Source organism: Streptomyces sp. NPDC022552, assembly GCF_055561875.1.
In genome coordinates this window covers 265,679-289,498 of record NZ_JBVHGJ010000007.1, presented here as the reverse complement: position 1 = coordinate 289,498, position 23,820 = coordinate 265,679, and the positions used below count along the sequence as shown (strand labels likewise).

At 71.8% G+C, this 23,820-nt stretch carries 24 protein-coding genes; 15 read left to right on the top strand and 9 right to left on the bottom strand.

Features of this window, described 5'->3' with window-relative positions:
• Nucleotides 1-28: 28 nt before the first annotated feature.
• The gene (locus ACZ3OF_RS20945) at nt 29-709 is read left to right on the top strand and encodes a UbiX family flavin prenyltransferase (protein ID WP_361671598.1); all 681 of its coding nucleotides are present in this window, start codon (nt 29-31) and stop codon (nt 707-709) included.
• On the opposite strand, the gene ACZ3OF_RS20940 is transcribed toward ACZ3OF_RS20945, so the two are convergent.
• Nucleotides 706-846, bottom strand: coding sequence for a hypothetical protein (locus tag ACZ3OF_RS20940; RefSeq protein ID WP_361671601.1), 141 nt, complete (start codon nt 844-846; stop codon nt 706-708). The two genes, ACZ3OF_RS20945 and ACZ3OF_RS20940, sit on opposite strands and share 4 nt — an antisense overlap.
• A gap of 114 nt (nt 847-960) precedes the next feature.
• On the opposite strand from ACZ3OF_RS20940, the gene ACZ3OF_RS20935 reads away from it, so the two are divergent.
• From ACZ3OF_RS20935 to ACZ3OF_RS20905, 7 genes are all read left to right on the top strand, one after another.
• On the top strand, nt 961-1,416 hold the full coding sequence (locus ACZ3OF_RS20935; RefSeq protein WP_361438252.1) for an Lrp/AsnC family transcriptional regulator: 456 nt from the start codon (nt 961-963) through the stop codon (nt 1,414-1,416).
• A gap of 48 nt (nt 1,417-1,464) precedes the next feature.
• Nucleotides 1,465-2,628 carry an aminofutalosine synthase MqnE gene (mqnE, locus tag ACZ3OF_RS20930; protein WP_361671604.1) on the top strand — a complete coding sequence of 388 codons (1,164 nt, stop codon included), beginning with the start codon at nt 1,465-1,467 and terminating at the stop codon, nt 2,626-2,628.
• A gap of 4 nt (nt 2,629-2,632) precedes the next feature.
• Nucleotides 2,633-3,157: a GNAT family N-acetyltransferase gene (locus ACZ3OF_RS20925; RefSeq protein WP_361671607.1), complete on the top strand. Its 525-nt coding sequence runs from the start codon at nt 2,633-2,635 to the stop codon at nt 3,155-3,157.
• A gap of 61 nt (nt 3,158-3,218) precedes the next feature.
• Complete coding sequence (locus ACZ3OF_RS20920) at nt 3,219-3,509, top strand: DUF4229 domain-containing protein (protein WP_361671610.1); 291 nt, start codon at nt 3,219-3,221, stop codon at nt 3,507-3,509.
• A gap of 352 nt (nt 3,510-3,861) precedes the next feature.
• A complete protein-coding gene (locus tag ACZ3OF_RS20915) occupies nt 3,862-5,178 on the top strand; it encodes a dicarboxylate/amino acid:cation symporter (protein ID WP_467306109.1) in 1,317 nt (438 codons plus the stop codon).
• Between the two features lie 405 nt (nt 5,179-5,583).
• The gene (locus ACZ3OF_RS20910; RefSeq protein ID WP_467306107.1) at nt 5,584-6,417 is read left to right on the top strand and encodes a hypothetical protein; all 834 of its coding nucleotides are present in this window, start codon (nt 5,584-5,586) and stop codon (nt 6,415-6,417) included.
• Nucleotides 6,418-6,500: 83 nt separating this feature from the next.
• The gene (locus tag ACZ3OF_RS20905) at nt 6,501-7,136 is read left to right on the top strand and encodes a TetR/AcrR family transcriptional regulator (RefSeq protein ID WP_361672155.1); all 636 of its coding nucleotides are present in this window, start codon (nt 6,501-6,503) and stop codon (nt 7,134-7,136) included.
• Here the strand turns inward: ACZ3OF_RS20905 and ACZ3OF_RS20900 are convergent.
• Nucleotides 7,096-7,965, bottom strand: a complete 870-nt coding sequence (locus ACZ3OF_RS20900) for a MaoC family dehydratase (RefSeq protein ID WP_467306105.1) — start codon at nt 7,963-7,965, stop codon at nt 7,096-7,098. The genes ACZ3OF_RS20905 and ACZ3OF_RS20900 overlap by 41 nt on opposite strands.
• Nucleotides 7,966-8,060: 95 nt before the next feature.
• Between ACZ3OF_RS20900 and ACZ3OF_RS20895 the strand changes: the two genes are divergently transcribed.
• Entirely contained in the window at nt 8,061-9,953 is a 1,893-nt protein-coding gene (locus tag ACZ3OF_RS20895; RefSeq protein WP_361671621.1) for an AMP-dependent synthetase/ligase, read from the top strand.
• Here ACZ3OF_RS20895 and ACZ3OF_RS20890 read toward each other — a convergent pair.
• The 5 genes from ACZ3OF_RS20890 to ACZ3OF_RS20870 all read right to left on the bottom strand — a co-directional run bounded on the left by ACZ3OF_RS20890 (nt 9,943) and on the right by ACZ3OF_RS20870 (nt 15,858).
• The gene (locus ACZ3OF_RS20890) at nt 9,943-10,191 is read right to left on the bottom strand and encodes an SCO4226 family nickel-binding protein (RefSeq protein ID WP_361438266.1); all 249 of its coding nucleotides are present in this window, start codon (nt 10,189-10,191) and stop codon (nt 9,943-9,945) included. The two genes, ACZ3OF_RS20895 and ACZ3OF_RS20890, sit on opposite strands and share 11 nt — an antisense overlap.
• Before the next feature lie 43 nt (nt 10,192-10,234).
• Nucleotides 10,235-10,888, bottom strand: a complete 654-nt coding sequence (locus ACZ3OF_RS20885) for a pyridoxine/pyridoxamine 5'-phosphate oxidase (RefSeq protein WP_467306102.1) — start codon at nt 10,886-10,888, stop codon at nt 10,235-10,237.
• Between the two features lie 52 nt (nt 10,889-10,940).
• Entirely contained in the window at nt 10,941-13,235 is a 2,295-nt protein-coding gene (locus ACZ3OF_RS20880) for an FG-GAP-like repeat-containing protein (RefSeq protein ID WP_467306099.1), read from the bottom strand.
• A gap of 80 nt (nt 13,236-13,315) precedes the next feature.
• Entirely contained in the window at nt 13,316-14,563 is a 1,248-nt protein-coding gene (locus ACZ3OF_RS20875; protein ID WP_467306098.1) for an FAD-dependent monooxygenase, read from the bottom strand.
• A gap of 119 nt (nt 14,564-14,682) precedes the next feature.
• A complete protein-coding gene (locus ACZ3OF_RS20870) occupies nt 14,683-15,858 on the bottom strand; it encodes a thiolase C-terminal domain-containing protein (RefSeq protein ID WP_467306096.1) in 1,176 nt (391 codons plus the stop codon).
• Between the two features lie 33 nt (nt 15,859-15,891).
• On the opposite strand from ACZ3OF_RS20870, the gene ACZ3OF_RS20865 reads away from it, so the two are divergent.
• The 3 genes from ACZ3OF_RS20865 to ACZ3OF_RS20855 all read left to right on the top strand — a co-directional run bounded on the left by ACZ3OF_RS20865 (nt 15,892) and on the right by ACZ3OF_RS20855 (nt 18,048).
• Nucleotides 15,892-16,263: an iron chaperone gene (locus tag ACZ3OF_RS20865; RefSeq protein ID WP_361671632.1), complete on the top strand. Its 372-nt coding sequence runs from the start codon at nt 15,892-15,894 to the stop codon at nt 16,261-16,263.
• 148 nt (nt 16,264-16,411) lie between these two features.
• On the top strand, nt 16,412-17,578 hold the full coding sequence (locus ACZ3OF_RS20860; protein ID WP_361671633.1) for an acyl-CoA dehydrogenase family protein: 1,167 nt from the start codon (nt 16,412-16,414) through the stop codon (nt 17,576-17,578).
• On the top strand, nt 17,578-18,048 hold the full coding sequence (locus tag ACZ3OF_RS20855) for a nitroreductase family deazaflavin-dependent oxidoreductase (protein WP_361671634.1): 471 nt from the start codon (nt 17,578-17,580) through the stop codon (nt 18,046-18,048). The genes ACZ3OF_RS20860 and ACZ3OF_RS20855 overlap by 1 nt, the downstream gene beginning before the upstream one ends.
• A 158-nt stretch (nt 18,049-18,206) precedes the next feature.
• Here the strand turns inward: ACZ3OF_RS20855 and ACZ3OF_RS20850 are convergent, their stop codons facing one another.
• The gene (locus ACZ3OF_RS20850; RefSeq protein ID WP_361438282.1) at nt 18,207-18,854 is read right to left on the bottom strand and encodes a TetR family transcriptional regulator; all 648 of its coding nucleotides are present in this window, start codon (nt 18,852-18,854) and stop codon (nt 18,207-18,209) included.
• Nucleotides 18,855-19,103: 249 nt separating this feature from the next.
• Here ACZ3OF_RS20850 and ACZ3OF_RS20845 point away from each other — a divergent pair, with 249 nt between their 5' ends.
• Nucleotides 19,104-19,982, top strand: coding sequence for a VOC family protein (locus ACZ3OF_RS20845; RefSeq protein ID WP_361671636.1), 879 nt, complete (start codon nt 19,104-19,106; stop codon nt 19,980-19,982).
• A gap of 103 nt (nt 19,983-20,085) precedes the next feature.
• Nucleotides 20,086-22,482, top strand: coding sequence for a protein serine/threonine kinase AfsK (gene afsK / locus ACZ3OF_RS20840; protein WP_361671638.1), 2,397 nt, complete (start codon nt 20,086-20,088; stop codon nt 22,480-22,482).
• A gap of 22 nt (nt 22,483-22,504) precedes the next feature.
• Here the strand turns inward: afsK and ACZ3OF_RS20835 are convergent, their stop codons facing one another.
• Nucleotides 22,505-23,143: a hypothetical protein gene (locus tag ACZ3OF_RS20835; RefSeq protein ID WP_467306090.1), complete on the bottom strand. Its 639-nt coding sequence runs from the start codon at nt 23,141-23,143 to the stop codon at nt 22,505-22,507.
• 105 nt (nt 23,144-23,248) lie between these two features.
• On the opposite strand from ACZ3OF_RS20835, the gene ACZ3OF_RS20830 reads away from it, so the two are divergent.
• The gene (locus ACZ3OF_RS20830; RefSeq protein ID WP_361671643.1) at nt 23,249-23,815 is read left to right on the top strand and encodes a hypothetical protein; all 567 of its coding nucleotides are present in this window, start codon (nt 23,249-23,251) and stop codon (nt 23,813-23,815) included.
• Nucleotides 23,816-23,820: the final 5 nt, after the last annotated feature.

The following is a 23,820-nucleotide window of genomic DNA, read 5'->3' as shown; positions in this document are numbered from 1 at the left end:
TCGTGGGCCGCCGGATAGGCTCGTCGGCGTGGAGCCGGTAGAGGAAGAGCAGCGTCGTCCCTGGGTGGTCGGGGTGTCCGGGGCGTCAGGAACCCCGTACGCCGCCGCCGTTCTGAGGGGGCTGCTGGCAGCGGGGGAGAGCGTCGACCTGGTCGTCTCGCGGGCGTCGCGGCTGACGCTGCTCGACGAGACGGGGATCGCCTTCCGGGACGCGCACTGGCGCGAGGACCTGGCGGCGTGGCTGGCGCGGGGCGCCGACGGGAAGCCGGGGACGTTCGCGCCCGACATCGACGACGTGCGGTACTGGGCGGCCGGGGACCTGGCCGCCGGGCCGAGCAGCGGCTCGTACCCCGTGAAGGGGATGCTGATCGTGCCCGCGTCCACCGCCTCGGTGGCGGGCGTGGCGCTGGGGCTTTCGAAGGACCTGTTGCAGCGGGCGGCGAGCGTGACGCTCAAGGAGCGGCGGCCGCTGGTGGTCGCGGTGCGGGAGACCCCGCTGAACGGGCAGACGCTCAAGCATCTGGTGGCGCTGGACGAGGCGGGCGCCGTGGTGCTGCCCGCCTCTCCGGCGTTCTACGCGGGGGCGACGCACATCCAGGATCTGGTGGACTTCGTCGCCGGGCGGGTGCTCGACGCGGCAGGGGTGCCGCACCGGCTGTACCGCCGTTGGGAGGGAGAGCTCGGTGGAGCTGCCTCCCGGGAGGGCTAGCGCTTCTCGGCGGCGCGCTTCTTGGCGGCGCGGCGGGAGGAGGCGGACGGACGGTGGGCACGCGAGCGGTTGGCCATCTCCTGCAGCTCGCGCATACGGGCATGGGCCATCTCGATCGTGTACACGGTGAACACCACTCCTGAAAGATCGTCTTTGTTCAATTGAAAGATTCACAGGGCGTCGACCCCTGTGTACCTTAGATTCTATACCTAAACTCGCGGTATCGCTGGACAATGGAAGGCTTCATACCTATGGACGCCGTGGACAGGCAGCTCATCCAGGCTCTGCGCGAGAACGGCAGGGCTTCGTACGCCGAACTCGGCCGGCTCGTCGGGCTCTCCGGCCCCTCCGTCACCGACCGCATCAACCGTCTGGAGGCGGCCGGAGTCATCACCGGCTACCGCGCGACGGTCGACGCGGCCTCGCTCGGCCTCGGCGTCACCGCCCTCATCGGCATCTCGCTCTCCGACGCCGCCGACCACGAGGACGTCGCCCGCCGGCTGAAGGACCTCGCCGAGATCGAGGACTGCTGGTTCATCGCCGGCGACGACTCGTACATGCTCAAGGTCCGGGTCAGCGACGTCGACGGACTGGAGAAGACCATCCGCCGGCTCTCCGGTACCAAGGGCGTCTCCCGTACCCGTACGACGATCGTGCTCTCCACCAAGTGGGAGAACCGGGTCGGGGATCTGCCCGAGGAGGGCTGAGAGTACGGTGGGTGGAGCCTGAAATCGTCAGACATGGGAGGCGGCCGCATGGACGCGGGACTCAAGCGCGAGCTGGAGCAGAAGGTCCGTTCCGGAGAGCGGCTGAGCCGCGAGGACGGCATCGCCCTGTACGAGTCCGACGACCTGGCCTGGCTCGGCGGCCTGGCCCACGAGGTCCGGACCCGCAAGAACGGTGACGTCGTCCACTTCAACGTCAACCGCCACCTCAACATGACGAACGTGTGCACCGCGTCCTGCGCGTACTGCTCGTTCCAGCGCAAGCCGGGCGAGAAGGACGCGTACACGATGCGCATCGAGGAGGCCGTCCGCCTCGCCAAGGCGATGGAGAACGAGAACCTCACCGAGCTGCACATCGTCAACGGGCTCCACCCCAACCTGCCCTGGCGCTACTACCCGCGCTCGCTCTCCGAGCTGAAGAAGGCGCTGCCGAACGTCTCCCTCAAGGCCTTCACCGCCACCGAGATCCACCACTTCGAGACCATCTCGGGCATGTCGGCCTCCGACATCCTCGACGAGCTGATCGAGGCCGGCCTGGAGTCCCTCACCGGCGGTGGCGCGGAGATCTTCGACTGGGAGGTCCGCCAGCACATCGTGGACCACCGCACCCACTGGGAGGACTGGTCCCGGATCCACCGCCTGGCGCACTCGAAGGGCCTGAAGACCCCGAGCACGATGCTGTACGGGCACATCGAGGAGCCCCGGCACCGCGTCGACCACGTGCTGCGGCTGCGTGAACTCCAGGACGAGACCGGCGGCTTCCAGGTCTTCATCCCGCTGCGCTACCAGCACGACTTCGTCGACATGCAGGACGGCAAGGTCCGCAACAAGCTCCAGGCGCGCACGACGATGGCGACCGGCGCGGAGGCCCTGAAGACCTTCGCCGTCTCCCGCCTCCTCTTCGACAACGTGCCGCACGTCAAGGTCTTCTGGGTCATGCACGGCGTCCAGACCGCCCAGCTCGCGCTCCAGCACGGCGCCGACGACATGGACGGCTCGGTCGTCGAGTACAAGATCACGCACGACGCCGACAACTACGGCACGCCGAACAAGCTGGGCCGCGAGGACCTGCTCGAGCTGATCCGTGACGCCGGCTTCCGCCCGGTGGAGCGCAACACCCGGTACGAGATCATCCGCGAGTACCCGGGACCGGACGGGGACCGCCGCGAGTCGCCCCAGCCGATGCGCGTCTGACGTCATGGCGCTGCGTTTCGAACTCGACCCGCCGGTCACCCCCGCGCTGCGTGACGGCGTCCTGCACCTGTGGGCGGACGTCTCCAACGCGGGCGGGGCCGTCGGCTTCGTCCCGCCGGTCGACGTGGACACGATCCGGCCCGAGCTCGTCAGGCACCTCGCCGCGATGGCCGAGGGCCGGATGCGGCTGCTCGTCGGGTACGAGGAGGACGGCACCGTCGCCGCCACCACCTTCGTCGCGTACAACACGCACCGGCTGATGACGCACTGGGTCTGGCTCTACACGGTCATGGTCCACCCCTCCCACCAGGGCAAGGGGTACGGCCGCGACCTGATGGCCGCCGTCGAGGACGCGGTCCGCGGCTTCGACGGGATCGAGGCGATCCGGCTCACCTGCCGCGGCGGCACCGGCGTCGACCGCTTCTACGGCGCCTGCGGCTACAAGGAGGTCGGGCGGGTGCCCGGCGCGATCCGGGTCGCCGAGGGCGACGACCGCGACGACATCTTCATGCTGCTCCCCCTGCATTGATCACGTTTGTCCCGTGCTTCACTGGTGGGGCGAAACGACACAGACAGAGAAAGGGGCCGTCGTGGCCGCGAACGGAACGGGTGCTGCGACCCTCCGCTACACCCTCATGCGCCTCGGCGTCTTCGTCGGCTGCTTCTTCGTCCTCTGGGGGCTCGTCTACCTCGGCGTGCTGCCCCGGGGCCTCGGCGACTCCAACCTGCTCTGGGTGCTCCTCCTCGCCATCGTGATCTCCGCGCCGCTCAGCTTCGTGCTGCTGCGGGGGCAGCGGGACGCGATGTCGGAACAGATCGTGGCCAAGGTGGACCGGGCGAAGGACCGTCTGGCGGAGAACCGGTCGCGCGAGGACGCGTAAGGTCCGGGTAAGTTTCATCACAGTACAAACACCCCGGTCAGGAGCTTCGAAGGCTCCTGACCGGGGTGTTCTGCGTTTCGGAGGCAGGGAACGCTCTCGGCATCTCAAAGAAGGGCTTTGAGGTTCTCAAAGTTCAAGTGTTAACGTACCTGCCATGACGACAGCACTGCGCCTTCCCGATGCCGCGAGCACCCCGCTCGTGGCGCGCCTGCATGTCGATCTGTGCCGCTGTATGTCCGCGGTCTGTTGCCGCGAGCTCTGACCCCGGCATCATGCGGCGGTACCGCAAGAACGCGTGTGTACCGCACCCCCGTCCCCGTATTACCCCGATACGCATCGCTGGAGTGTGTCTGTGTCCGCGTCCGCGTCCACGCCCGAGACGAAGTCCCCGACTTCCTCCCGAATACCCAAGATCCCCTTCTGGGCCCAGATCGTCGCCGGTCTCGTACTCGGCGTCCTGCTCGGCTGGCTCGCCCGCAGCCAGGACATCAGCTGGCTGAAGGAGACCCTCGGCCAGGTCGGCGACATCTTCGTCCAGCTCCTGAAGCTGGCCGTCGCCCCGCTCGTCTTCTTCGCGATCCTGGTGTCGATCACCAACCTGCGCAAGGTCAACAACGCCGCCCGGCTGGCCGCCCAGACCCTGGTCTGGTTCATGATCACCTCGCTGATCGCGGTCGGCATCGGCCTCGCGATCGGCCTGATCACCAACCCGGGCGCCGGCACCGGCCTCACCCCGCAGGACGGCGAGCTGCCGAAGCGCGAGGGCACCTGGATCGACTTCCTGACCGGGATCATCCCGTCCGACGTCATCACGCCCTTCACCGAGCTGAACGTCCTTCAGATCGTCTTCATGGCCGCCGTCGCCGGTATCGCCGCGCTGAAGCTCGGTGACCGCGCCAAGCCGATCCTCACGCTCTCCGAGTCGGTCCTGGAGCTGCTCCAGAAGGCCCTGTGGTGGGTCATCCGCCTCGCCCCCATCGGCACCGTCGGCCTCATCGGCTTCGCCATCGCCGACTACGGCTGGGAGCTGATCGGCAAGTACGCGACCTTCACCGCCGACGTCTACATCGGCTGCGCCCTGGTCCTCTTCGGCGTCTACCCGCTGCTGCTCGCGACGGTCGCCAAGGTCAACCCGATCCAGTTCTTCAAGGGCGCCTGGCCGGCCATCCAGCTGGCCTTCGTCTCCCGCTCCTCGGTCGGCACGATGCCGGTCACCCAGAAGGTCACCGAGCGCCTCGGCGTCCCGAAGGAGTACGCCTCCTTCGCCGTCCCGTTCGGCGCCACGACCAAGATGGACGGCTGCGCCGCGATCTACCCGGCGCTCGCCGCGATCTTCATCGCGCAGATCTTCGACGTGCAGCTGGGCATCCAGGACTACCTGCTGATCGCCTTCGTCTCGGTCGTCGGCTCCGCGGCCACCGCGGGCCTCACCGGCGCGACGGTCATGCTGACCCTGACCCTCTCCACGCTGGGCCTCCCGCTGGAGGGCGTGGGTCTGCTGATGGCGATCGACCCGATCCTGGACATGATCAGGACGGCGACGAACGTCGCGGGTCAGGCGCTGGTTCCGGTCGTCGTCGCCGCCCGCGAGAAGATCCTGGACGTCGACGCGTACAACTCCGCGTCGTCCTCCCCGATCGAGGACCGCGAGCCGGCTCTCGCCGCGTAACGGCCGGGCGCACAGCCGCCGTCGATGCCCATGCCCCCGGTCACGGGGGTGTGGGCATCACGCGTTCCAGCCCCGCGGACGCGGCACCGCCGAGGTCTTCGCGGGGGCCGTGACCACCCACCGGGGCGCGTGGTCACGCGCTCCGGTCGGGTGCGGTTCACCAGGAAAAGGAACGGGAGAGAACCCTCCCAACCAGCCCCCCGACCCCCCCAACTGCCCATGTCACACTAACGGCTGACGCAGTGTCGGAGACGTGGATCGGTGCGGTACGGTCTGCCGCAACAACGGCATATGCAGCTCGGCCCCCGGCAGGACGGCAATCCTGACCGAGGGCCTACCGATCAGGAAGTCGACACCTTCCCAATGGCTGAACCGAAGTCTAACGCGACCGTGTCCGCGCATCCCGTGTCTCACGTGATTCCCGAGGGCGCGCCCCGGTCCGGTGTGATCCACATCCGGCACCGCCACACCGAGCGCTTCACGGTCGTCGGCAACCATCTCGCCCAGCACGAGGAGCTCTCCGCCGTCGCGATCGGGCTCGCCGTGTACATCCAGTCGCTGCCCGACGGGGTCTCCGTGACCGCCAAGGCGCTCGCGCTCCGCTTCCGGGAGGGCGAGAAGACCGTCCGCCGGGCGCTCAACGAGCTGGAGAGCGCCGGATACCTGGCGCGCCCCCGAATCCCCGTCGGCGGCGGCAAGTTCGCCACCCGCACGCTCTCGTACGACAAGCCCGGCGCCGCACCCGAGGCGGACCCCGATCCCGATCCCGACCCCGATCCCGAGCCGGGCCGCGTTTCCGGGCGGAAGCCCGGTCCCTCGCCGAAGGCCCTTCCGCCGAGGCCGGTGGCGCCCCCGCCGCCCAGGCCTGCCCGTCCCGCCCCCACTGGCCCCGCCGCCGATCTCCTCGTCCGCCTCCGGCTCTCGGATCCCCGTCTGCTGCTCTCCGCCAGGGACGTCGAGCGGCTCGCTCCCGCCGTCGAGACGTGGCTGGACCGCTCCGCGTCCCCCGCCCAGATCGCCCGCACCCTCACCGCGAACCTGCCGCCGGAGCCCGTCCCCATCCATCACTCGGCGCGTTTCCTGGAGTACCGCCTCACGGCCTTGCTGCCGCCGCCACTCCCCGCCGCACCCGCGCCTCCGCCCGGTCCACCGCCCCTGACCACCTGCGACGGCTGCGAACGCGCCTTCCGCAGCCACGATCCCGAGGAGCGGTGCGGCGACTGCAGGGCCGCGGCCTGAGGCAACCGCACGTAGGCTCTTCCCCGGTGCAGGCGAGTGGGGTGGGAAGGGTGGCCGAGGTGGCTGGCGCGAAGGTCAAGCGGATGCCGCGGGCGGTGCGGGAGCGGCAGATGATGGACGCCGCCGTGCAGACCTTCGGGCAGCGGGGGTACCAGGCCGCGTCCATGGACGAGATCGCCGAGCTCGCCGGGGTCTCGAAACCGCTGGTCTATCTGTATCTGAACTCCAAGGAAGAGCTCTTCACCGCCTGCATCCGGCGGGAGGCGCAGGCGCTGCTCGCCTCCGTCGCCGCCGGGGTCGACGCCCGGCTGCCGGCCGAGGAGCAGCTGTGGGCCGGGCTGCTGGCCTTCTTCACGCACGCCGCCGAGCACCCCGACGGGTGGGCGGTCCTGAGCCGGCAGGCGCGGACGCACGGGGAGCCGTTCGCCGGCGAGGCGGCGCGGATGCGGGACGAGATCGTGGCGTACGTGGGGACCCTGATCGGGGCCGCCGCGCGGGAGACGCACCGCGAGACCGACCGGGACCCGGAGCTGGCCGAGCGGGACGTCGCCGGGCTCTCCCAGGCGCTGGTCGGCGCGGCGGAGTCGCTGGCCTGCTGGGCCAACGAGACGCCGGGGATGACGGCCTGGGAGTCGGCGGCGACGCTGATGAACTTCTCCTGGGCCGGGCTCGGCAACCTCATGAAGAGCGAGCGCTGGTCTCCTCGCACTCCCCGCTGAAGCCGCTGAAGCCGGTGAAGCCCGTGAGGTGCAGGCGGTCGCCGGAGCTCAGCTGGAAGCCGCCCTTGCCGTCGGCGCCGTGGCGGACCGTGCGCGGCAGCAGGACCGGTGCCCTGAACTCCGCTCGTGCGTACGGGAATTCACCCGCGCCGTCCTGTTCCGCCAGGCAGCGCGCGAACGTCCACATGCCGTGCGCCACGGTCCTCGGGAAGCCGAAGGCCCGTGCGGTGAGCGGGTGCAGGTGGATCGGGTTCCGGTCGCCGGAGACGGCCGCGTAGCGGCGGCCCAGGCCCGGTGGGAGGTGCCACTCCGTGGTCGTGGGCAGGATCGGGGTCTTCGGGGGCGGGGTGGCCCCTGTGCGCGTGTGGCGGGCCAGGTAGCCGCTCGCCGACTCCCACACCAGGCGGCCGCCGAGGCGCGCCTCCGTCACCATCGTGACCTCGGTGCCCCGGCGGTGCGGCCTCGTCTCCTGTGCGTACACGGTGAGTTCGGGGCGGTCGGCCGCCGTCAGCGGGGCGTGCCGGGTGATCGTGATCCACGTGTGGACGAGCCCGAGCAGAGGGAGCGGGAAGTCCCGGCGGCTCATCAGCCGCCTCGCCGACGGGAAGCCGAGGACGTGGGGGTAGGTCAGGGGGAGCGGCCCGCCGGTGCGGTAGGGGAAGCCGCAGACGCGGGAGTACGCGGCGAGGCGGTCCTCGTCGACGCGCAGCGGGCCGCGCGTGATCCGGGTCCGGGGCGGCGGGGTGTCCGGGCGGGCCCGGGTGAACGGGGCGCGGGTCACGGCACCGGCCAGGGCGAGGAGGTCCGTCAGCGCGTCACGCGTGGCCATTGTCCCAACTCCCTGCCGGGTCTTAGATTTACTGAAAAGTAAGGTTACTCGTACGTCAGTAGCCGGTGTCCATCCCGACGGCCGAGGAGCCGCACGTGCCCGACAACGAGCCGCAGCCGTACGTCACCGTCGTCGCCGGGAGGGTGCGCGAGGCCTCCGTACCCCCGCTCGCACCCCCGGTCCGGCGCGGCTCGCTCGCCGACATCCCCTACGACAACGCCCGCGCCGAGCCGGACGCCGTCGTCTTCGGGCGCAAGCGGTCCGGCGGCGGGCGCAAGGGGACCGGCGACACCTGGGAGGACGTCACCGCCTCCGCCTTCGCCGCCGAAGTCCACTCCGTGGCCAAGGGGTTGATCGCCGCCGGCCTGCGCCCCGGGGACCGGCTCGCCCTGATGGCCCGTACCACCTACGAATGGACCCTGCTCGACTTCGCCTCCTGGGCCGCCGGGCTGATCACCGTCCCCGTCTACCCCACCTCCTCCGCCTTCCAGACCCGCTGGATCCTCCAGGACTCCGGCGCGACCGCCTGTGTCGTCGAGGACACCGCGCTGGGCCGGATGGTCTCCGCCGAGCGCCGCGGGCTGCCCGGCCTCGCCCACCTCTGGGTCCTCGACTCCGGCGCCGTCGACCAGCTGCGCAAGGCCGGGGCGCACGTCCCCGACGAGGCCGTGACCGCCCGCCGCGGCCTGCTCACCCCCGAGACCCTCGCCACGCTCATCTACACCTCGGGCACCACCGGCCGCCCCAAGGGCTGCGCCCTGACCCACGCCAACTTCTTCGCCGAGGTCGACAACGCCATCGCGTTCCTCCACCCGGTCTTCCGTGAGATCAGCAAGGAGGTCCCGGCGACCCTGCTCTTCCTGCCCCTCGCGCACGTCTTCGGCCGGATGGTCGCGATCGGCTGCGTGCGGGCGCGGGTACGGCTCGGGCACGCGCCGTCCATCGAGAACGGCGACCTGCTCGCCGACCTGGCCGGTTTCCGGCCCACGTTCCTGCTGGCCATCCCCTACGTCCTGGAGAAGGTGTACAACTCCGCCCGGGCGACGGCGGAGCGGAGCGGCCGGGCCGGCTCCTTCGACCGCGCGGCCCGCGTCGCCCGGCGGTACGGGCACGAGGACGAACCCTCGCTGGGGCTGCGCGCGGCACGGGCGCTGTACGACCCGCTCGTCTACCGGCGGATCAGGGACGCGCTCGGCGGCCGGGTCCGGCACGTGATCTGCGGCGGATCGCCGCTGGGGACGCGGCTCTCGGAGTTCTACTCGGGCGCGGGCATCGAGGTCTACGAGGGGTACGGCCTGACGGAGACCTGCGCCGCCGCGACGGTCACCCCGCCGCGCCGGCCGCGCACCGGGACCGTCGGTCGGCCACTGCCCGGCACGGCGGTGCGGATCGCCGACGACGGCGAGGTCTGGCTCAAGGGCGGCCATGTCTTCGCCGGCTACTGGGACGCACAGCGCGGGGTCGCCCTGCCCTACACCGACGAGGGCTGGTTCCCGACCGGGGACCTGGGCGCGCTGGACGAGGACGGCTATCTGCGGATCACCGGCCGTACGAAGGACATCCTCATCACCTCGGCGGGCAAGAACGTCGCCCCCGCCCCCCTGGAGGACTGGATCCGAGCCCATCCCCTGGTCGGCCAGTGCATGGTCCTCGGCGACAACCGTCCGTACGTCACCGCGCTGCTCACCCTGGACCACGAAGGGCTCGTCCACTGGCGGCGGATGCGGAAGAAGGACCACATCGCGCTCCGTGAACTCGCGCGGGACGAGGAGCTCCTCGCCGCGCTCCAGCGCGCCGTGGACGACGCCAACCGGCTGGTGTCACGGGCCGAGGCGGTCCGCGCGTTCCGCGTCCTGACCGCCGAGTGGTCGGAGACCAGCGGTCATCTGACGCCCTCGCTGAAGCTGAGGCGGGGCGCGGTGCTGCGGGACTTCGCCCGCGAGATCGAGGAGATGTACGCGGGCGAGGGCGCGGCGGTCACACCATGAGGCTCACTTCGTGGATCTCGTCGGCGGCGTGCCCGGTGCGGGCGTGAATGCGCTGGACCGCCTCGGGCGAGGGCCCGTGGGAGAGGCAGTAGACCGTGCCGGACTCCGGGTCGGCCCAGGCCTTCTCGAAGTGGACGCCCTCGTCCTTCTCGATCGCGAGGTCGGCCGCGTGCGCTTCCCGCAGCTCGTCGGCGGTGATTCCCACCATGTTCCGGTGGACATCCATGTACGTACCCATGGTTCTCACACCTCCTTCTCTCATGGTGCGCCCCGGCCGGCGGTCACGGCCAGAGCAGCTCGCTGACCCAGCCGCCGGCCTCCCGGCGGTAGCGCAGCCGGACGTGGCGCCGCCGCTCGTCGCCCTGGAAGAACTCGACCTCGGCCGGTTCCAGGACGTAGAGCGTCCAGCTCTCGGCGTGGGCGCCCGGCTCCGCCTCCGCACGCCGCCAGGCCGCCTCGCTCACCAGGCGCAGCTCCTCCAGCGACCCCAGCACCTCGCTCTGCCGGCCCACGAGCGCCGAGGCCAGCGCCCCGGTCGTGCGGGCGTGCAGGTCGGCGTACGCCTCGTCCCGCGGCGATGCCGAGACCCGGCCGCGGACCCGGACCTGGCGGCCCTGGCGGGGCCAGTAGAAGCCGAGCGCGGCCTCGGGGCGGGCGGCGAGCTGGCGGCCCTTCGCGCTGGTGGCGTGCGAGGCGAAGTGCCAGCCGCGCTCGTCGGCACCGTGCAGCATCACCGTACGGACGTCGGGCCGTCCGTCCTCGTCCACGGTCGCCAGGGACATGGTGTGCGGTTCGACCTGCCCGACCCCGGCCGCCGACACGAACCAGTCGTGGAAGAGGGACAGGGGCGCGGCGGGCGCCGCGCCGGGGTCGAAGACGGGCAGCTCGGTGTCCCAGACCCGCAGCGAACGGAGGGCGCGGTCGAAGTCGCTCATGCGGAAACCCTAGGCCGAAGCGCCGACGCCGCGGCGCCCCGGCCTCAGGTCGTCAGAACCCGGCCTCGTAGAAGAGGTCGTCCAGGAGCACGCCGTTGGACTTCCTGGCCTTGAAGGGCGCGTTCCGGTCGCCGGTGCCCGCGTAGAAGTACGACCCGGCGCCGGTGGCGGCCCCCCGCTTCAGCGCGAGCAGGTCGGGACGGCCGTCGCCGTTGCCGTCGCCGATCCCGATGATGTCGTTGTACGTGTTCCAGCCGCTGCCGATCCGCGTCCGGGCGGTGAAGGTGCCGTCTCCCCTGCCGAGGTACAGCCAGAGGACGCCGTCCTTGTCACGCGCGACGAGGTCGCCGGCCGCGCCGCCGGCGAGGTTGCCGGTGGCGGTGAGCTGGTTGTAGATCCCCCAGCCGGTGCCGATCTTCTTCCGCGTCGAGAAGGGGGCACCGGCGTTGCCCGTACCGCTGTAGAGCCAGAGGACGCCCGCCTTGTCGGTGGCGACCAGGTCCGCCCTGCCGTCGTCGGTCAGGTCGCTGCCGCCCGCGAGCTGGTCGTAGATCTGCCAGCCGGCGCCGATCTTCGTCCGGGTGAGGAGCGGCTTCGTTCCCGCGCCGGTGCCCTGGTAGAGCCAGAGTGCCCCGCTCCTGTCCCGGGCGATCGCGTCGCTCACGGACGTGCCCGCCACGTCGCCGACGGACTCCATCCGGTCGTAGATCTGCCAGCCGCCGCCGACGTTCCAGGCACCCGCGTGGACGAGATTGTCGTCGGCCTCGGACAGGTGCGTCCCGACGCGGGTGAGGGCCCCCGACGTGTCGCGGACGAAGATGTCGGGCGTGCCGTTGTCGTCGTGGTCGTGCGGGGCGACGGGGCGGGTCACGGTGAACCGCCCGGTCGCCGTCAGCTCCGGGCCGATGCCGTCGTCCGGCCGCGCGGTGAGCTCCCAGGTGTACTCACCGTTGAGGGCGGGGCTCGCGGAGTCGAGGGTCGACAGGTCCTTGCCGTTCCAGTGCAGGCTGACCTTGCGCGGTGCCGTGGTGGAGTTCGTCGTGTGCACGAGCGGCCACTGCTGGCTCCGGCCCGTCCGTACGTGGACCAGCGTCGCCCACACGTACGCGTCGCTGCGGGACAGGTCCCAGCTCAGGTCGACGCCCTTGGCGAGCTGTTCACCGGTGATCACGGACGGAACGGTGCTGCCGAGGAGGGTCACGGCGGTCGCCTGGCCGGTCGGCGCGACCAGGGTGGTGGCAGGCTTCCCGTCCGGGCCGAGGGCCACCCGGTAGAGCCCCTCGCCCTTGGCCAGGGTGCCGCCCCGAACCATCAGGGAGCCGTCCGGGGCGGGGACGGAGGAGGAGAGGTGGGTGAGCAGCTCGACGGTCTCACCGGTCTCGGCCGACTCGGCGGTGAGGGGCCGTGGCGGTGTGGGTGTTCCACCGTGGTACGAGCCTCCGCCCTGGTCGAGCCGGGATGGTTCGCCGAGGGTCACCCAATCGCCCACGAGGCGGAAGTCGTCCTCGTAGTAGCTCTTCGTCCGGATCCGCCTGGTCTCGGTCGAGCCGCGCCGCGCGGCGCCGATCACCCGCTCCCCGTCCACCCATTCGTGCCATGCCACATGAGTGCCGGAGACGGCTGCCTCCCACAGGCGGGCGGGAGAGCCGGCCTGGACGTGTGCGGACACGACGGCTGCCGTGGCGAGATCGACGACGGCCTTGCCACGGATCTCGTTCAGGCCGAGCCCGCAGTCGAACACGGCGGTGTCCTTGGAGTACGCCGCCACGTTGAGGTCGCAGGCACCCTGCGGCATGCCGGTCACGGGGCGGTCGGTCAGGGAGCCGCCCTCCACGGTGATCAGGTGGGGCAGCCAACCCCCCTCCGGGGATTCCACGAGGACGATCAGCGTGGAGCCGATCGCGCCCGCGAACCAGTAGCCGTCGCCCAGCTCGTCGAGATCCACCTCCACCGGAGCGGCCGAAGGAGCGGCCATGTCGTGGATCTTCAGGACCCGGTTGTCCATCGGGTCGGCCTGGTCGCCCGTCACCACGAAGTCCGAGACCCCGCCGGTCACGAACGCGGCGGCCGGCAGCACGGCCGAGGTGCCGTCCGAGTACCGCGTCCAGCGGTACTCGGGGGTGCCGGAGTGGGTCTTCGACAGGAAGCCGGAGGTGCCGGCGCTGACGACCTCCGCGTTCAGCGGGAACCGTACGGCGGTCTCCTGCGGCGTCGTGTCGGCGGTGGTGGCCGGAACGGCGGCCACGGCCGAAGGCGTGGCCAGGGTCGCCCCGGTGGCCGTGAGGACGGCGGTGACGGCCAGGGCCGTCAGGCGGCGGCCGGGTCTGTGCGTATACGTGTGCTTCACGATCTTCCCTCCCCTAGAGCGCAGGACAGTAGCGGGTACTCCCGGCCGGCTTCCTGCCGGGGAGGGTGTCCTCTCCGCCGTCAGGCGGCGATGTTCCGCCGGCCGTCCCCGTACTCGTTCAGCGGGACCGCGTTCGCCGCGCGCTGGATCTCGTCGCGGATCTTCTTCGCGATCAGGTTCTTCCAGGGCGTGCGGGGGAGCGTGCGCACCATCAGCATGCGCAGGGCGATCTTCCAGCGGGCGGAGACCGGCATCTCCTTGGCGAAGCCGGCCGCGAAGCGCTGGTTCAGCTCCACGCCCGGCCGCATCACGCGCTCGTACGCCTCGAAGGCCGTGCGGTGGTCGCCGTGGGCCGCGGCGAGTTCGCCCGCGAGGACGTACGCGCCGGTGAGGGCGAGGCCGGTGCCCTGGCCCGAGGCGGGGGAGGTGCAGTGGGCGGCGTCGCCGACGAGGACGACGCGGCCGCTCGACCAGCGGTCCATCTCGATGAGCGCGATCGCGTCCAGGTAGAAGTCGTCGGCGCCGGCCGCGTCGGCGATCAGCCGCGGGATCTCCCAGTCGTCGCCCGCGAACGCGTCGGCGAGCAGCCGCTTCTGGGCGTCGGTGTCCCGGTGGTCGTAGGACAGTTCCTCGGGCGCGGCGAAGACGAAGCAGTTCTTCGCGGTGTGCGCCTGCTCGCCCGCCGTGCTGTAGACGGAGACCAGCTTGTCCGGGCGGGCGTGGTAGGTCTCCCAGCGTGTGAGGCCCAGACGGTTGGGGCCGGTGAAGATCGAGACGTACGCGCCCAGGTACCGCCGGAAGCGCCGCTCGTCGCCGAAGACGAAGCGCCGGGTGGTGGAGTGCATGCCGTCCGCGCCGACGACCAGGTCGAAGCGCCGGCGCCGCCCGCTCTCGAAGGTGACGTCGACGCCGTCGCCGTCGTCGTGCAGGGCGGTGATCGAGTCGCCGAAGACGTACTCGACGTCCTCGCGGGTCCGCTCGTACAGGATCCGGGCGAGGTCGCCGCGCATGATCTCGTCGTCCTGCTCGACCCGGCCGCCGAAGATCTCCGCGGGCATGTGGCCGACCGTGCGGCCCCGGGCGTCGACGTACGAACCGCCCTCCATGTCGGTGGACCCGGCGCGGATCTCGTCGAGGATCCCCATCCGGCGGCAGACCTCGACGGCGGTGCCGCGGATGTCGACCTTGTAGCCGCCGGTGCGGAGTTCGGGGGCGCGCTCGACGACGGTCGGGGTGAAGCCGTGGCGGTGGAGCTGGAGGGCGAGGGCCGGTCCGGCGACCGAGGCGCCGGAGATGAGGACCGTCCTGGCGGCGGGCGTGTGCGTCATGGCGGGACTCCTCGTCGGGTGGGTGCGGGGCCGGCACGGCCCCGCACCCATGACTGTACGGATGTCCTACACGCTTGTCTATGACGAATGTATAGATCCTGGCGGTGAGGGGTCCGGACTCAGCCGCGCCCGAGCACCACCGTTCCCGAGGAGCAGAACCAGCCCCCCGTCCCCGACGCCACCGCCAGCTCCGGCAGGCTGCCGTCCGGCCGGCGCACCTGGAGCCCCGGCGCCTCCCCGCGCAGCTGCCGCACCGCCTCCACCAGCAGGAACAGCCCCCGCATCCCCGGGTGGCAGGCCGAGAGCCCGCCTCCGTCCGTGTTCACCGGCAGCCGGTCCTTCTCCGCGACGAACGGCCCGCCCTCGCCCTTCGGGCAGAAACCCAGGTCCTCGAGCGTCACCAGCGTCATGTACGTGAAGGCGTCGTAGATCTCCGCGAGGTCCATGTCCTCCGGCCGCACCCCCGCCCGCTCGAACGCGAGACGGCCGCTGACCGCCGCAGGGGAGACCGTGAAGTCCTCCCACTCCGACATCGTGGTGTGCGAGACGTGCTCGCCGGTGCCGAGGATCCACACCGGCGCCTTCGCCGTGTCCGGTACGTACTCCTCGGCGGCCAGCAGTACCGCGCAGCCGCCGTCGCTGCGGATGCAGCAGTGGAGCTTGGTGAACGGGTCGGCGATCATCGGGCCGCCGAGCACCTCGTCGACCGTGACGGGCTCGCGGAACATCGCCTCCGGGTTGAGCGCGGCGTTCGCCCGCGCCTGGACGGCGACCTCGGCGAGCTGCTCCAGGGTCGTCCCGTACTGGTGCATATGGCGGCGGGCGGCCATCGCGTACTTGGCGATCAGGGTGTGGCCGTACGGGACCTCGAACTGCAGAGGGCCGCGCGCCCCGAACGAGAGGTTCGAGGTGCGCCGCCGGGCCTTGATGTCGGCGCGGGCGGTCGAGCCGTAGACGAGCAGGACGGCGTTGGCGTGGCCCGCGGCGATGGCGTCGGCCGCGTGCGCGGCCATGACTTCCCAGGTGGCGCCGCCGACGGCGGTCGAGTCCACCCAGCGGGGGCGCAGCCCCAGATACTCGGCGACCTCGACGGGTGCGAGGGTGCCGAGCCCCGCCGAGGCGAGACCGTCGATCACCGAGCGGTCGAGTCCGCTGTCCGCGAGGGCGCGGCGCGCGGCCTGGGCGTGCAGAGTGTAGGGAGTGGCCTCGTCGACCCGGCCGCAGTCGGAGAGGGATATGCCGACGACGGCGACGCGGCGCCCGGCGCGGTCGCGGTTCCGTGAAGTGGTGGGCATGAATCTGACGGTACATCAGATGTGGAGAATCGGATGGCGAGAAGCACGGCCGAAGACGTCGACTCGTACCTCGCCGAGATCGTGGAGCCGGACCGGCTGACCGCCCTCGTGCGGCTGCGCGAGCTCTGCCGCACCGAGCTGCACGGCTTCGAGGAGGCCATGGCCTACGGGATGCCCACGTACCGGCGGCCGGGCGGCGAGCCGGAGATCGCCTTCGCCTCGCAGAAGCAGTACATCTCCTTCTACCTGATGCGGCCGGACGTCCGGGAGGGCTTCGAGCAGCGGCTCGCCGACCAGGACATGGGCAAGGGATGTCTGCGCTTCCGGCGCCCGGAGCGCGTCGACTTCACCCTCGTACAGGATCTGCTGCGCGCGACCGCGAAGGCGCCGGGCGACATCTGCTGAGCGGGCGAGAGCGCCGCGGCCGGCGCCATGACCGGACGCCGCGGCCACCGGCCACCGGCGTTCCCGCGAGATCCGCCCCTCCAGACTCTGGGTTTCTTCCTCCGCCCGCCCTAGCATGACGGGCCGTCAGATACCGGAGGGGAGCTCCATGGACGCCGCCTTCACCGCGGAGCAGGACGAGATCCGCCGCACCCTGCGCGAACTGCTCGCCAAACGCTCCGGACCCGCCGAGGTCCGCGCCGCCGTCGCGACCCCCGAGGGGTACGACACCGACCTGTGGAACCGGATGTCCGGCACCCTCGGACTGCCCGGGCTCGCCCTGCCCGAGGAGTACGGCGGCGTCGGCTGCGGCCCCGCCGAACTCGCCCTCGCCTGCGAGGAGACCGGCCGCGCCCTCGCCCCCTCCCCTCTCCTCGCCACCGCCCTCCTCGCCGCCCCGGCGATCCGCGCCCTCGGCGCCGAGCAGCAGCGCGCCGACCTGCTGCCACGCATCGCCGACGGCTCCCTGACCTGCGCACTCGCCGTCCCCGGCGCCTCACTGGCGCTCGCCCTCGGCCTGACCGGCGACAACCGCTCCTGGGCCGCCGGCGGCGGACGGGCCGGCGGCGTCCAGGCGCGAGCCACCGGCGGGGGATGGCAGCTGTACGGGGAGGTGACACAGGTCCTCGACGGGCACAGCGCCGGCCTGCTCGTGGTCGCCGCCCACGCCGGCGGCTTCGCGCGAAGCCGGACCCTGCTCTTCCTCGTCCGCGGGGACGCGGCCGGACTCGTCCGCGTACGGCAGCCGACCCTGGACGCGACCCGCTCCCAGGCCTCGATCCAACTCCGCGACGTGAAAGCCGAGTTGCTCGGCGAAGAACCGGTCGACGTGGTCGGGACGCTCGCCGGGACCGGACGGACGGCCGCCGCGGCTCTCGCGGCCGAGGCGATCGGCGCGGCGCAGGCCGCCCTGGACCGCACGGTCGAGTACGTCGGCTCCCGCGAACAGTTCGGGCGGCCCGTCGGCTCCTTCCAGGCCGTCAAACACCGGATCGCCGACCTGTACGTCCAGGTGGAGGCGGCGCGCTCGCTGACGTACGGCGCGGCCCGCGAACCGGCGACCGGGGCGCTCGCCCTCGCGGCCGCCCTGGAGGCGCTGCGGACGGTCGCCGGCGAGACGATCCAGCTGCACGGCGGCATCGGCTTCACCTGGGAGCACGAAGCGCATCTGTACATCAAACGGGCGACGGCCGACGAGCTGCTCTTCGGTCCCGCGCGCCGGCTTCGCGAGCGGGCGGCCCAGATGACGGGCCTCTTCGGAGAGGTGGCGGCCTGATGCCCGTCGGAGTGCGTCTGATGCAGAAGGTGTCGTCCACGAGGACGTTCGCGAAGGTCGCCCCGCACTTCATCCCGGCGATGGACCGGGCCGTGCACCGGCTGACGCGCGGCAAGGTGCTGCTGAGCGCCCAGATGCTGCCGGGGGTGATCCTGACGGCGAAGGGCGCGAAGTCCGGGCAGCCCCGGGTCACCCCGCTCGCGTGCATGCCGGAGCCCGCCGGGACCTGGCTCCTGATCGGGTCGAACTTCGGGCGGGACGGACACCCGGCCTGGACGGCGAACCTGCTGAAACACCCCGACGCGGAGGTGAGTTGGCGCGGCGAGACGATCCCGGTACGGGCGGAGCTGCTGACGGGGGAGGAGCGCGCGGAGGCATGGCGCGCGGCGCTCGCCTTCTGGCCGCCGTACGCGACGTACCAGCAGCGGGTGGAGCGGGAGATCAGGCTCTTCCGCCTGACGAGACGGTGAGCCCACCGCGACCGCCGCCGGAACGAGGAACGCCGGCGGCGGTCTCACGAAGGGGACCGCCGCCGGCGCGACAGGACGGACGAGGAACGGGCAGGCGGGAGCGGTGGGCATGCCCGCGTGGCGGGCGTGCGGGGTGTACCGGTCGAGCAGGCGCGACGTTACTTCGTCGGCTTCTTGCCGGTGATGCCCAGATGCACCAACAGCGCCAGATTCGGCTTCAGTTCGGCCTGCTTGACACCCCAGGTCTGGAAGCCCTTCTGGTGCCCGGCGACCGAGGCCAGCATCGCCACCAGGGAGCCCGCCATCGCCGCGGGGCTGACGTCCTTGTCGACCTTGCCCTTCGCCTGGAGCTCCTTCACGCTGTCCGTAAGGGAGTTGGTGACGGAGTTCAGGATCTTCATGCGGATCTTGTAGAACCGTTTGTCGCCCTCCGCGGCGCCGAGGTCCACGACCCGCAGGATCGCGTCGTGCTTGCGCCAGAAGTCCAGGAAGCCCTCGACCAGTTCCTCGGAGGTCTGCCAGCCGGCCTTGCCGACCCAGGAGCGGCCGGAGACCAGCTCGGTCAACGCGGCGCCCTCCTTGGCCATTTCCTCCGCGATCTCGAGGACGGCGCCCTCGACGTCGGGGAAGTACTGGTAGAACGTCGCGGGTGAAGTGCCCGCCTTCCGGGCCACGTCGATGACCTTGACGTCCCGGTACGGCGAGGAGCTGAGCATCTCGCTGAGGCAGTCGAGCAGCTTCTGCCGCGTCGCCTGGCCGCGTCGTCCGGCCACGCGGCCGTCGACGGTGCGTACTTGTCCTGTCATGCCGTCAGCTTACCGAGGGGTGATCGGCGCGCGATTCGGCCGACTGCAAATGGGGTGCACCCGCCGGACGCCCCTCCCGGCGGCGCCCGGAGCGGCGGAAGGATCAGCTCCATTCGAAAAGGCTTATTAACAGCCTGTGGACAACTTCGGTGGACAACTCGGTGAGAGCCCCGCTCGCCGCCTCCCTATATGGCGGTATGTTCGATTATGGGGCGTGCGGGGCGGGTCCCCGCGGCCTAGCGTGGAGGCATGGCCGTATTCACAGAGGGCACCCCGTGCTGGGTGGAGGCGCAGCTCCCCGACCTCGAGGCGGGCAAGCGGTTCTACGGCGAGCTCTTCGGCTGGACCTTCGACCCCGACCGCGACGAGGCCCTCAGTGACGGCAGGCGCGTCGCCGGACTCGTACCGAAGCGGGACGGCAGGATGCCCACCACCTGGACCGTCTACCTCGCCACCGAGAACGCGGGCACGCTCGCGGCCCGGATCAAGGCGGCCGGCGGCCAGATGATCATGGAGCCGTACCCGGTGGGCCCCTTCGGCGTCCTCGCGCTCGCCGCAGACCCCGGCGGCGCCGTCTTCGGACTGCGGCAGGCCGGTGACGACGAGGGCTTCGAGAAGACGATGCTCCCCGGCTCCTTCTGCTGGATGGAGGTCTATACGAGGGAGCGGGACGCGGTCGACACCTTCTACGCCTCCGTCTTCGGCTACCTCGGCCGCCAGGTGGACGCGGACGAGGAGGGCAGGGAGGGCGGCTTCGACTACCGCGTCTGGTCCCCGCCCGGCTCCCGCCCCGGCGACGACACCGCCTTCGGCGGCCGGGCCGTCCTCACCGACGCCTTCCCGGCCGAGATGCCGGGGCACGTCCTCCTCTACTTCGCCGTCGCCGACTGCGACGCGGCCTGTGCGACCGCCGTCGACCTCGGCGGCCGGATCACGAACCCGCCCTTCGACACCCCGCACGGCCGCATCGCCGTCCTCCACGACAACCAGGGCGCCCGCTTCGCGGTCCTGGCGGAGTCGGACGAGCCCTCGGACGCATCGGTGGCCGGGTCGTCGACCGAAGCGGTGGGCGACGAACCCGCCGAATCGGCCGAAAGGGCTACCTCCGCGTCCGACGATATGCACTGAGACACCCCGATCCGCCCCCGGGTTCGCAACCGTCGCCCCGGACAGGAAGAATCAGGGCCACGGGGCCGTATTCTCATGGCCCGTACGGGGAGGTGGCAGGCAAGTGGAGCAGCTGACGCAGCACGACCCGAGACGGATCGGGCCCTTCGAGGTGCTGGGCCGGCTCGGTGCAGGTGGCATGGGTCTCGTCTATCTCGCGCGCTCGGCGTCCGGGCGGCGCGTGGCGATCAAGACCGTGCGGACCGAGCTCGCCGAGGACCAGCTGTTCCGTGTCCGTTTCACCCGTGAGGTGGAGGCCGCGCGGGCCGTCTCCGGCTTCTACACGGCCGCCGTCGTCGACGCCGACCCGCGGGCCGCCGTGCCGTGGCTGGCCACCGCGTACGTTCCCGCGCCCTCCCTCGAAGAGATAGTGAACGAGTGCGGGCCGCTGCCTGCCCAGGCCGTGCGCTGGCTGGCCGCCGGGGTCGCCGAGGCCCTGCAGTCCATCCACGGCGCGGGCCTGGTCCACCGCGACCTGAAGCCGTCGAACGTCCTCGTCGTCGAGGACGGTCCCCGGGTGATCGACTTCGGCATCGCCTCCGGGGTCTCCAACACCCGTCTGACCATGACCAACGTCGCCGTCGGCACGCCCGCGTACATGTCGCCCGAGCAGGCCCGTGACTCGCGCAGTGTCACCGGTGCCAGCGATGTCTTCTCGCTGGGCTCGATGCTGGTCTTCGCCGCCACCGGCCACGCCCCCTTCCATGGCGCCAACCCCGTCGAGACGGTGTTCATGCTGCTCAGGGAGGGTCCGGACCTGGAGGGGTTGCCGGACGAGCTGCGTCCGCTGATCGAGTCCTGTATGCAGATGGACGTCTCGCGCCGTCCCTCCCCGGCCGACCTCCAGGCCCAGCTCGCTCCCCATCTCTTCGGCCCGGGCAGTGACGACAGCGGTACGGCGTCGGCGTGGCTGCCGCAGTCCGCCACCGCCATGATCGAGACGCGCCGCGGTGGCCGCCCGAGCACCCCGCCGCCCCCGGCCGCCCCGCCCGCGCCGCCGCGGCCGCCCCGGCAGGCGCCGGAGTGGAGCGCCGACCCGCGCCCGGGCCATGGCGCCGATCCGCGTCCCGGTGGTGGGCGGCACGCCGCCCCGGCCGAGTCCGGTGGTCCGGTACGCCTCGCAGGCGCCGCCGTCCCGATCGGCCCCGGCCCCCGCGTCGCCGACACCCGCGCCGCGATCGGCCAGGTCGCGGACACCGCCACCGGCTGGATCCGTCCGCCCGGCGGCGGCGCGAACGGCGCCGAGCCCGGCCCTCCGCCGGGCGCCCGCCCGCTCTCGGTACCCGCTCCCGCGCCGGAGGCGGCGCCCGAGCCCGCGCACTGGCGGCCCTGGCGCTTCCGGATGTCGAACGACGTATGGGGCACCCCGGTCGTCGCCGGCGACCTGCTGTACGTGACCTCCTTCGAGGTGCACGCCCTGGACGTGGCCAGCGGCCGCCGCCAGTTCAAGACGCGGGACGTCGCCTGGTCGATGGCGGTGGCCCAGGGCCGTATCCACGCCTCCGACGGGCCGACGCTCTACGCCCTCGACGCGACCGACGGCAGTGAGCGCTGGCGGCTCCAGACGGACGCCTGGGTGTACTCGCTCAAGGTCGACCGGGGCACCGTCGTCACCGGCACCAGGGGTGGCGGCGTCCAGGGCTGGGAGGCCTCCAACGGCGCCAAGCTGTGGGAGATCACCGGCGCGCAGACGGACTTCGAGACCCCGGAGGCGGGGCCCGCCGTGCACGGCGACACGGTGTACGTGTGGCGCGACGCCCGGCTCCAGGCGCTGGACGCCCGTACGGGTGTGGAGCGCTGGTCGTACCCGGTCGGCGACGCCGCCTCGTGCGGCAACGTGCCGGTGCGGATCGCTCCGGCGGAGGACGGCTGCGTGTACGTCTCGGCCGGCACGCGTGTGCTGTCGATCGACATCGCGGGCGGGCACGTCCGCTGGCACTTCGAGGCGCCCGCCGTCTTCCTCTCGCCGCCGGCGTTCGCGCCCGGTCCGGCCGTCACGGGCGGCGGGGTCTATCTCGCCGACTACCTCGGCACGGTGTACGCGCTGGACGCGACCACCGGCCAGGACCGCTGGCGGATCGCGACCGAGTCGCGCCAGTCGATCGAGCCGGTCCTGGTCGTCGACGGCAATGTGCACGTGGGCAGCGGCAGCGCGCTCTACACGCTCGACGCGGTCACCGGCACGCCGAAGTGGCGGTTCGCGGCGGGCGGCGAGCTCACCGGTACGCCGGTCGTCGCCGACGGCCGGGTGCACTTCGGTTCGGCGGACCACGTCCTGTACACGCTGGACGCGACGGGCGGCCAGCTGCGCTGGAAGCTCGCGACCGGCGGCGAGATCACCGGCTCGCCGGTGGCGCGGGGCGGGGTCGTGTACGCGTGCAGCAAGGACCGCTGCGTGTACGCGCTGGACGCGGTGAAGGGTACGGCGACGGGTCGGGGGGCGGCGGCGCCGAGGGCGTGAGGGCTGCCCGGACCTTGCCGCGTCAGGCGCGGTGGTTCGGGGGCTGTTCGCGGTCCGGCCGGTCGCGGTCCGGGTCCCAGGCCGGGAGGTCCATGGTCCGCGTGGGTGACCCGTAGGGGTCGTCGTACGGGCCTTGAGGGCCTCCGCCGTCCGGCGGCATCGGCTCCGTGGGGCCGGTGGGCTGCGCGGGATACGCGGGCTCTGCCGACCGGGCATGTCGCGGTCCGCCGACGGGGATGCTGTGCCGGCGGGTACGGCCCGACATGACCACCGAGGCCAGCAGGAGCAGTACCCCGCCGCCGAGGGCGTTCGCGACGCCGTCACCGAGCCCCGTACCGTCGTCGGCGACCGTCAGGCCGCCCTCGACCTGGCTGACGCGGACCATCCACAGGATGGTGAAGCCGAGCACGGTCAGTCCCGCGAACGCCACGAGCAGGCGGGACCGGAACACCACACCGGCGAGGGTCACCAGGGCCGCGAAGGCGAACGGCAGCAGGATCGAACCGATCAAGTCGGCCTTGGCGTCGGTGATGCCCCCGAACAGGTCCTCGATGCGGTAGTCGCTGCCGTGACGGCCGTCGTACCAGGCACGGAAGGGGCTCCAGACGGCGGCCGTCGCTCCGGCGAGGGCCAGGATCGAGCCGATGACGTTGCGGACCATCGATCGGCCTCCTTACGGTCCGGCTCTCGGTGTCGACGCTACGCCGGGTGCGGGGGCCCCGCCACGCGGCGCTAGGGTGGCGCGGACACGACAGGAAGGCCGGGAATGGCAACGGGGACGGCGCGCCGCAGGGGCCTCAGGCTCGCGGCGACGCTCACGGTGGTGGTGCTCGCGCTGACGGGTTTCCAGACGGGCAAGGGCAGCGGCGGCAGCGGGAGCGGCAAGAGCAGGAGCGGCGGCTCCGACGGTGGTGGCTGCTCCAGCTCCAAGAAGAAGAACGACGACTACGACTACGAGTACGACGACGCCGGGAGCGGCGGTTCGGGCGGCAGTACCTACACCGCCACGCCCACGCCCACCACGAGCTCGACCTCGGACGTGGACGTCGTGGTCGTCGACTGCGTCGAGCCCGCGCGGAAGAAGCGCAAGGGCAGGCCGGCCCGCAAAGCCGACACGACCGCCACGCTGCGGATCACCTCCCGCGCGGCCGTCACGGAGACGTACAAGGTCGAGATCGGCTTCGAAGGCTCCGGCGGTGCGGACGTCGACGAGGCGGGGAAGCTGGTGACGGTCGAGCCGGGCGAGACGAAGACCTTCGACCTGGCGATGGAGTCGCCGAGGACGGTCGACCGGGTCAGGACGTGTGTGATCGCAGGCGTCTCCGTCCAGTAGGGTGA

Coding starts and splice junctions, on each gene's coding strand:
- ACZ3OF_RS20855 (WP_361671634.1), top strand. CDS start 17,578: ATGCCCGTCGGAGTGCGTCTGATGCAGAAGGTGTCGTCCACGAGGACG.
- ACZ3OF_RS20830 (WP_361671643.1), top strand. CDS start 23,249: ATGGCAACGGGGACGGCGCGCCGCAGGGGCCTCAGGCTCGCGGCGACG.
- ACZ3OF_RS20875 (WP_467306098.1), bottom strand. CDS start 14,563: ATGACGCACACGCCCGCCGCCAGGACGGTCCTCATCTCCGGCGCCTCG.
- ACZ3OF_RS20835 (WP_467306090.1), bottom strand. CDS start 23,143: ATGGTCCGCAACGTCATCGGCTCGATCCTGGCCCTCGCCGGAGCGACG.
- ACZ3OF_RS20925 (WP_361671607.1), top strand. CDS start 2,633: ATGGCGCTGCGTTTCGAACTCGACCCGCCGGTCACCCCCGCGCTGCGT.
- mqnE (WP_361671604.1), top strand. CDS start 1,465: ATGGACGCGGGACTCAAGCGCGAGCTGGAGCAGAAGGTCCGTTCCGGA.
- ACZ3OF_RS20865 (WP_361671632.1), top strand. CDS start 15,892: ATGGCGAGAAGCACGGCCGAAGACGTCGACTCGTACCTCGCCGAGATC.
- ACZ3OF_RS20885 (WP_467306102.1), bottom strand. CDS start 10,888: ATGAGCGACTTCGACCGCGCCCTCCGTTCGCTGCGGGTCTGGGACACC.
- ACZ3OF_RS20850 (WP_361438282.1), bottom strand. CDS start 18,854: ATGACAGGACAAGTACGCACCGTCGACGGCCGCGTGGCCGGACGACGC.
- ACZ3OF_RS20860 (WP_361671633.1), top strand. CDS start 16,412: ATGGACGCCGCCTTCACCGCGGAGCAGGACGAGATCCGCCGCACCCTG.
- ACZ3OF_RS20890 (WP_361438266.1), bottom strand. CDS start 10,191: ATGGGTACGTACATGGATGTCCACCGGAACATGGTGGGAATCACCGCC.
- ACZ3OF_RS20900 (WP_467306105.1), bottom strand. CDS start 7,965: ATGGCCACGCGTGACGCGCTGACGGACCTCCTCGCCCTGGCCGGTGCC.
- ACZ3OF_RS20870 (WP_467306096.1), bottom strand. CDS start 15,858: ATGCCCACCACTTCACGGAACCGCGACCGCGCCGGGCGCCGCGTCGCC.
- ACZ3OF_RS20935 (WP_361438252.1), top strand. CDS start 961: ATGGACGCCGTGGACAGGCAGCTCATCCAGGCTCTGCGCGAGAACGGC.
- ACZ3OF_RS20845 (WP_361671636.1), top strand. CDS start 19,104: ATGGCCGTATTCACAGAGGGCACCCCGTGCTGGGTGGAGGCGCAGCTC.
- ACZ3OF_RS20905 (WP_361672155.1), top strand. CDS start 6,501: ATGCCGCGGGCGGTGCGGGAGCGGCAGATGATGGACGCCGCCGTGCAG.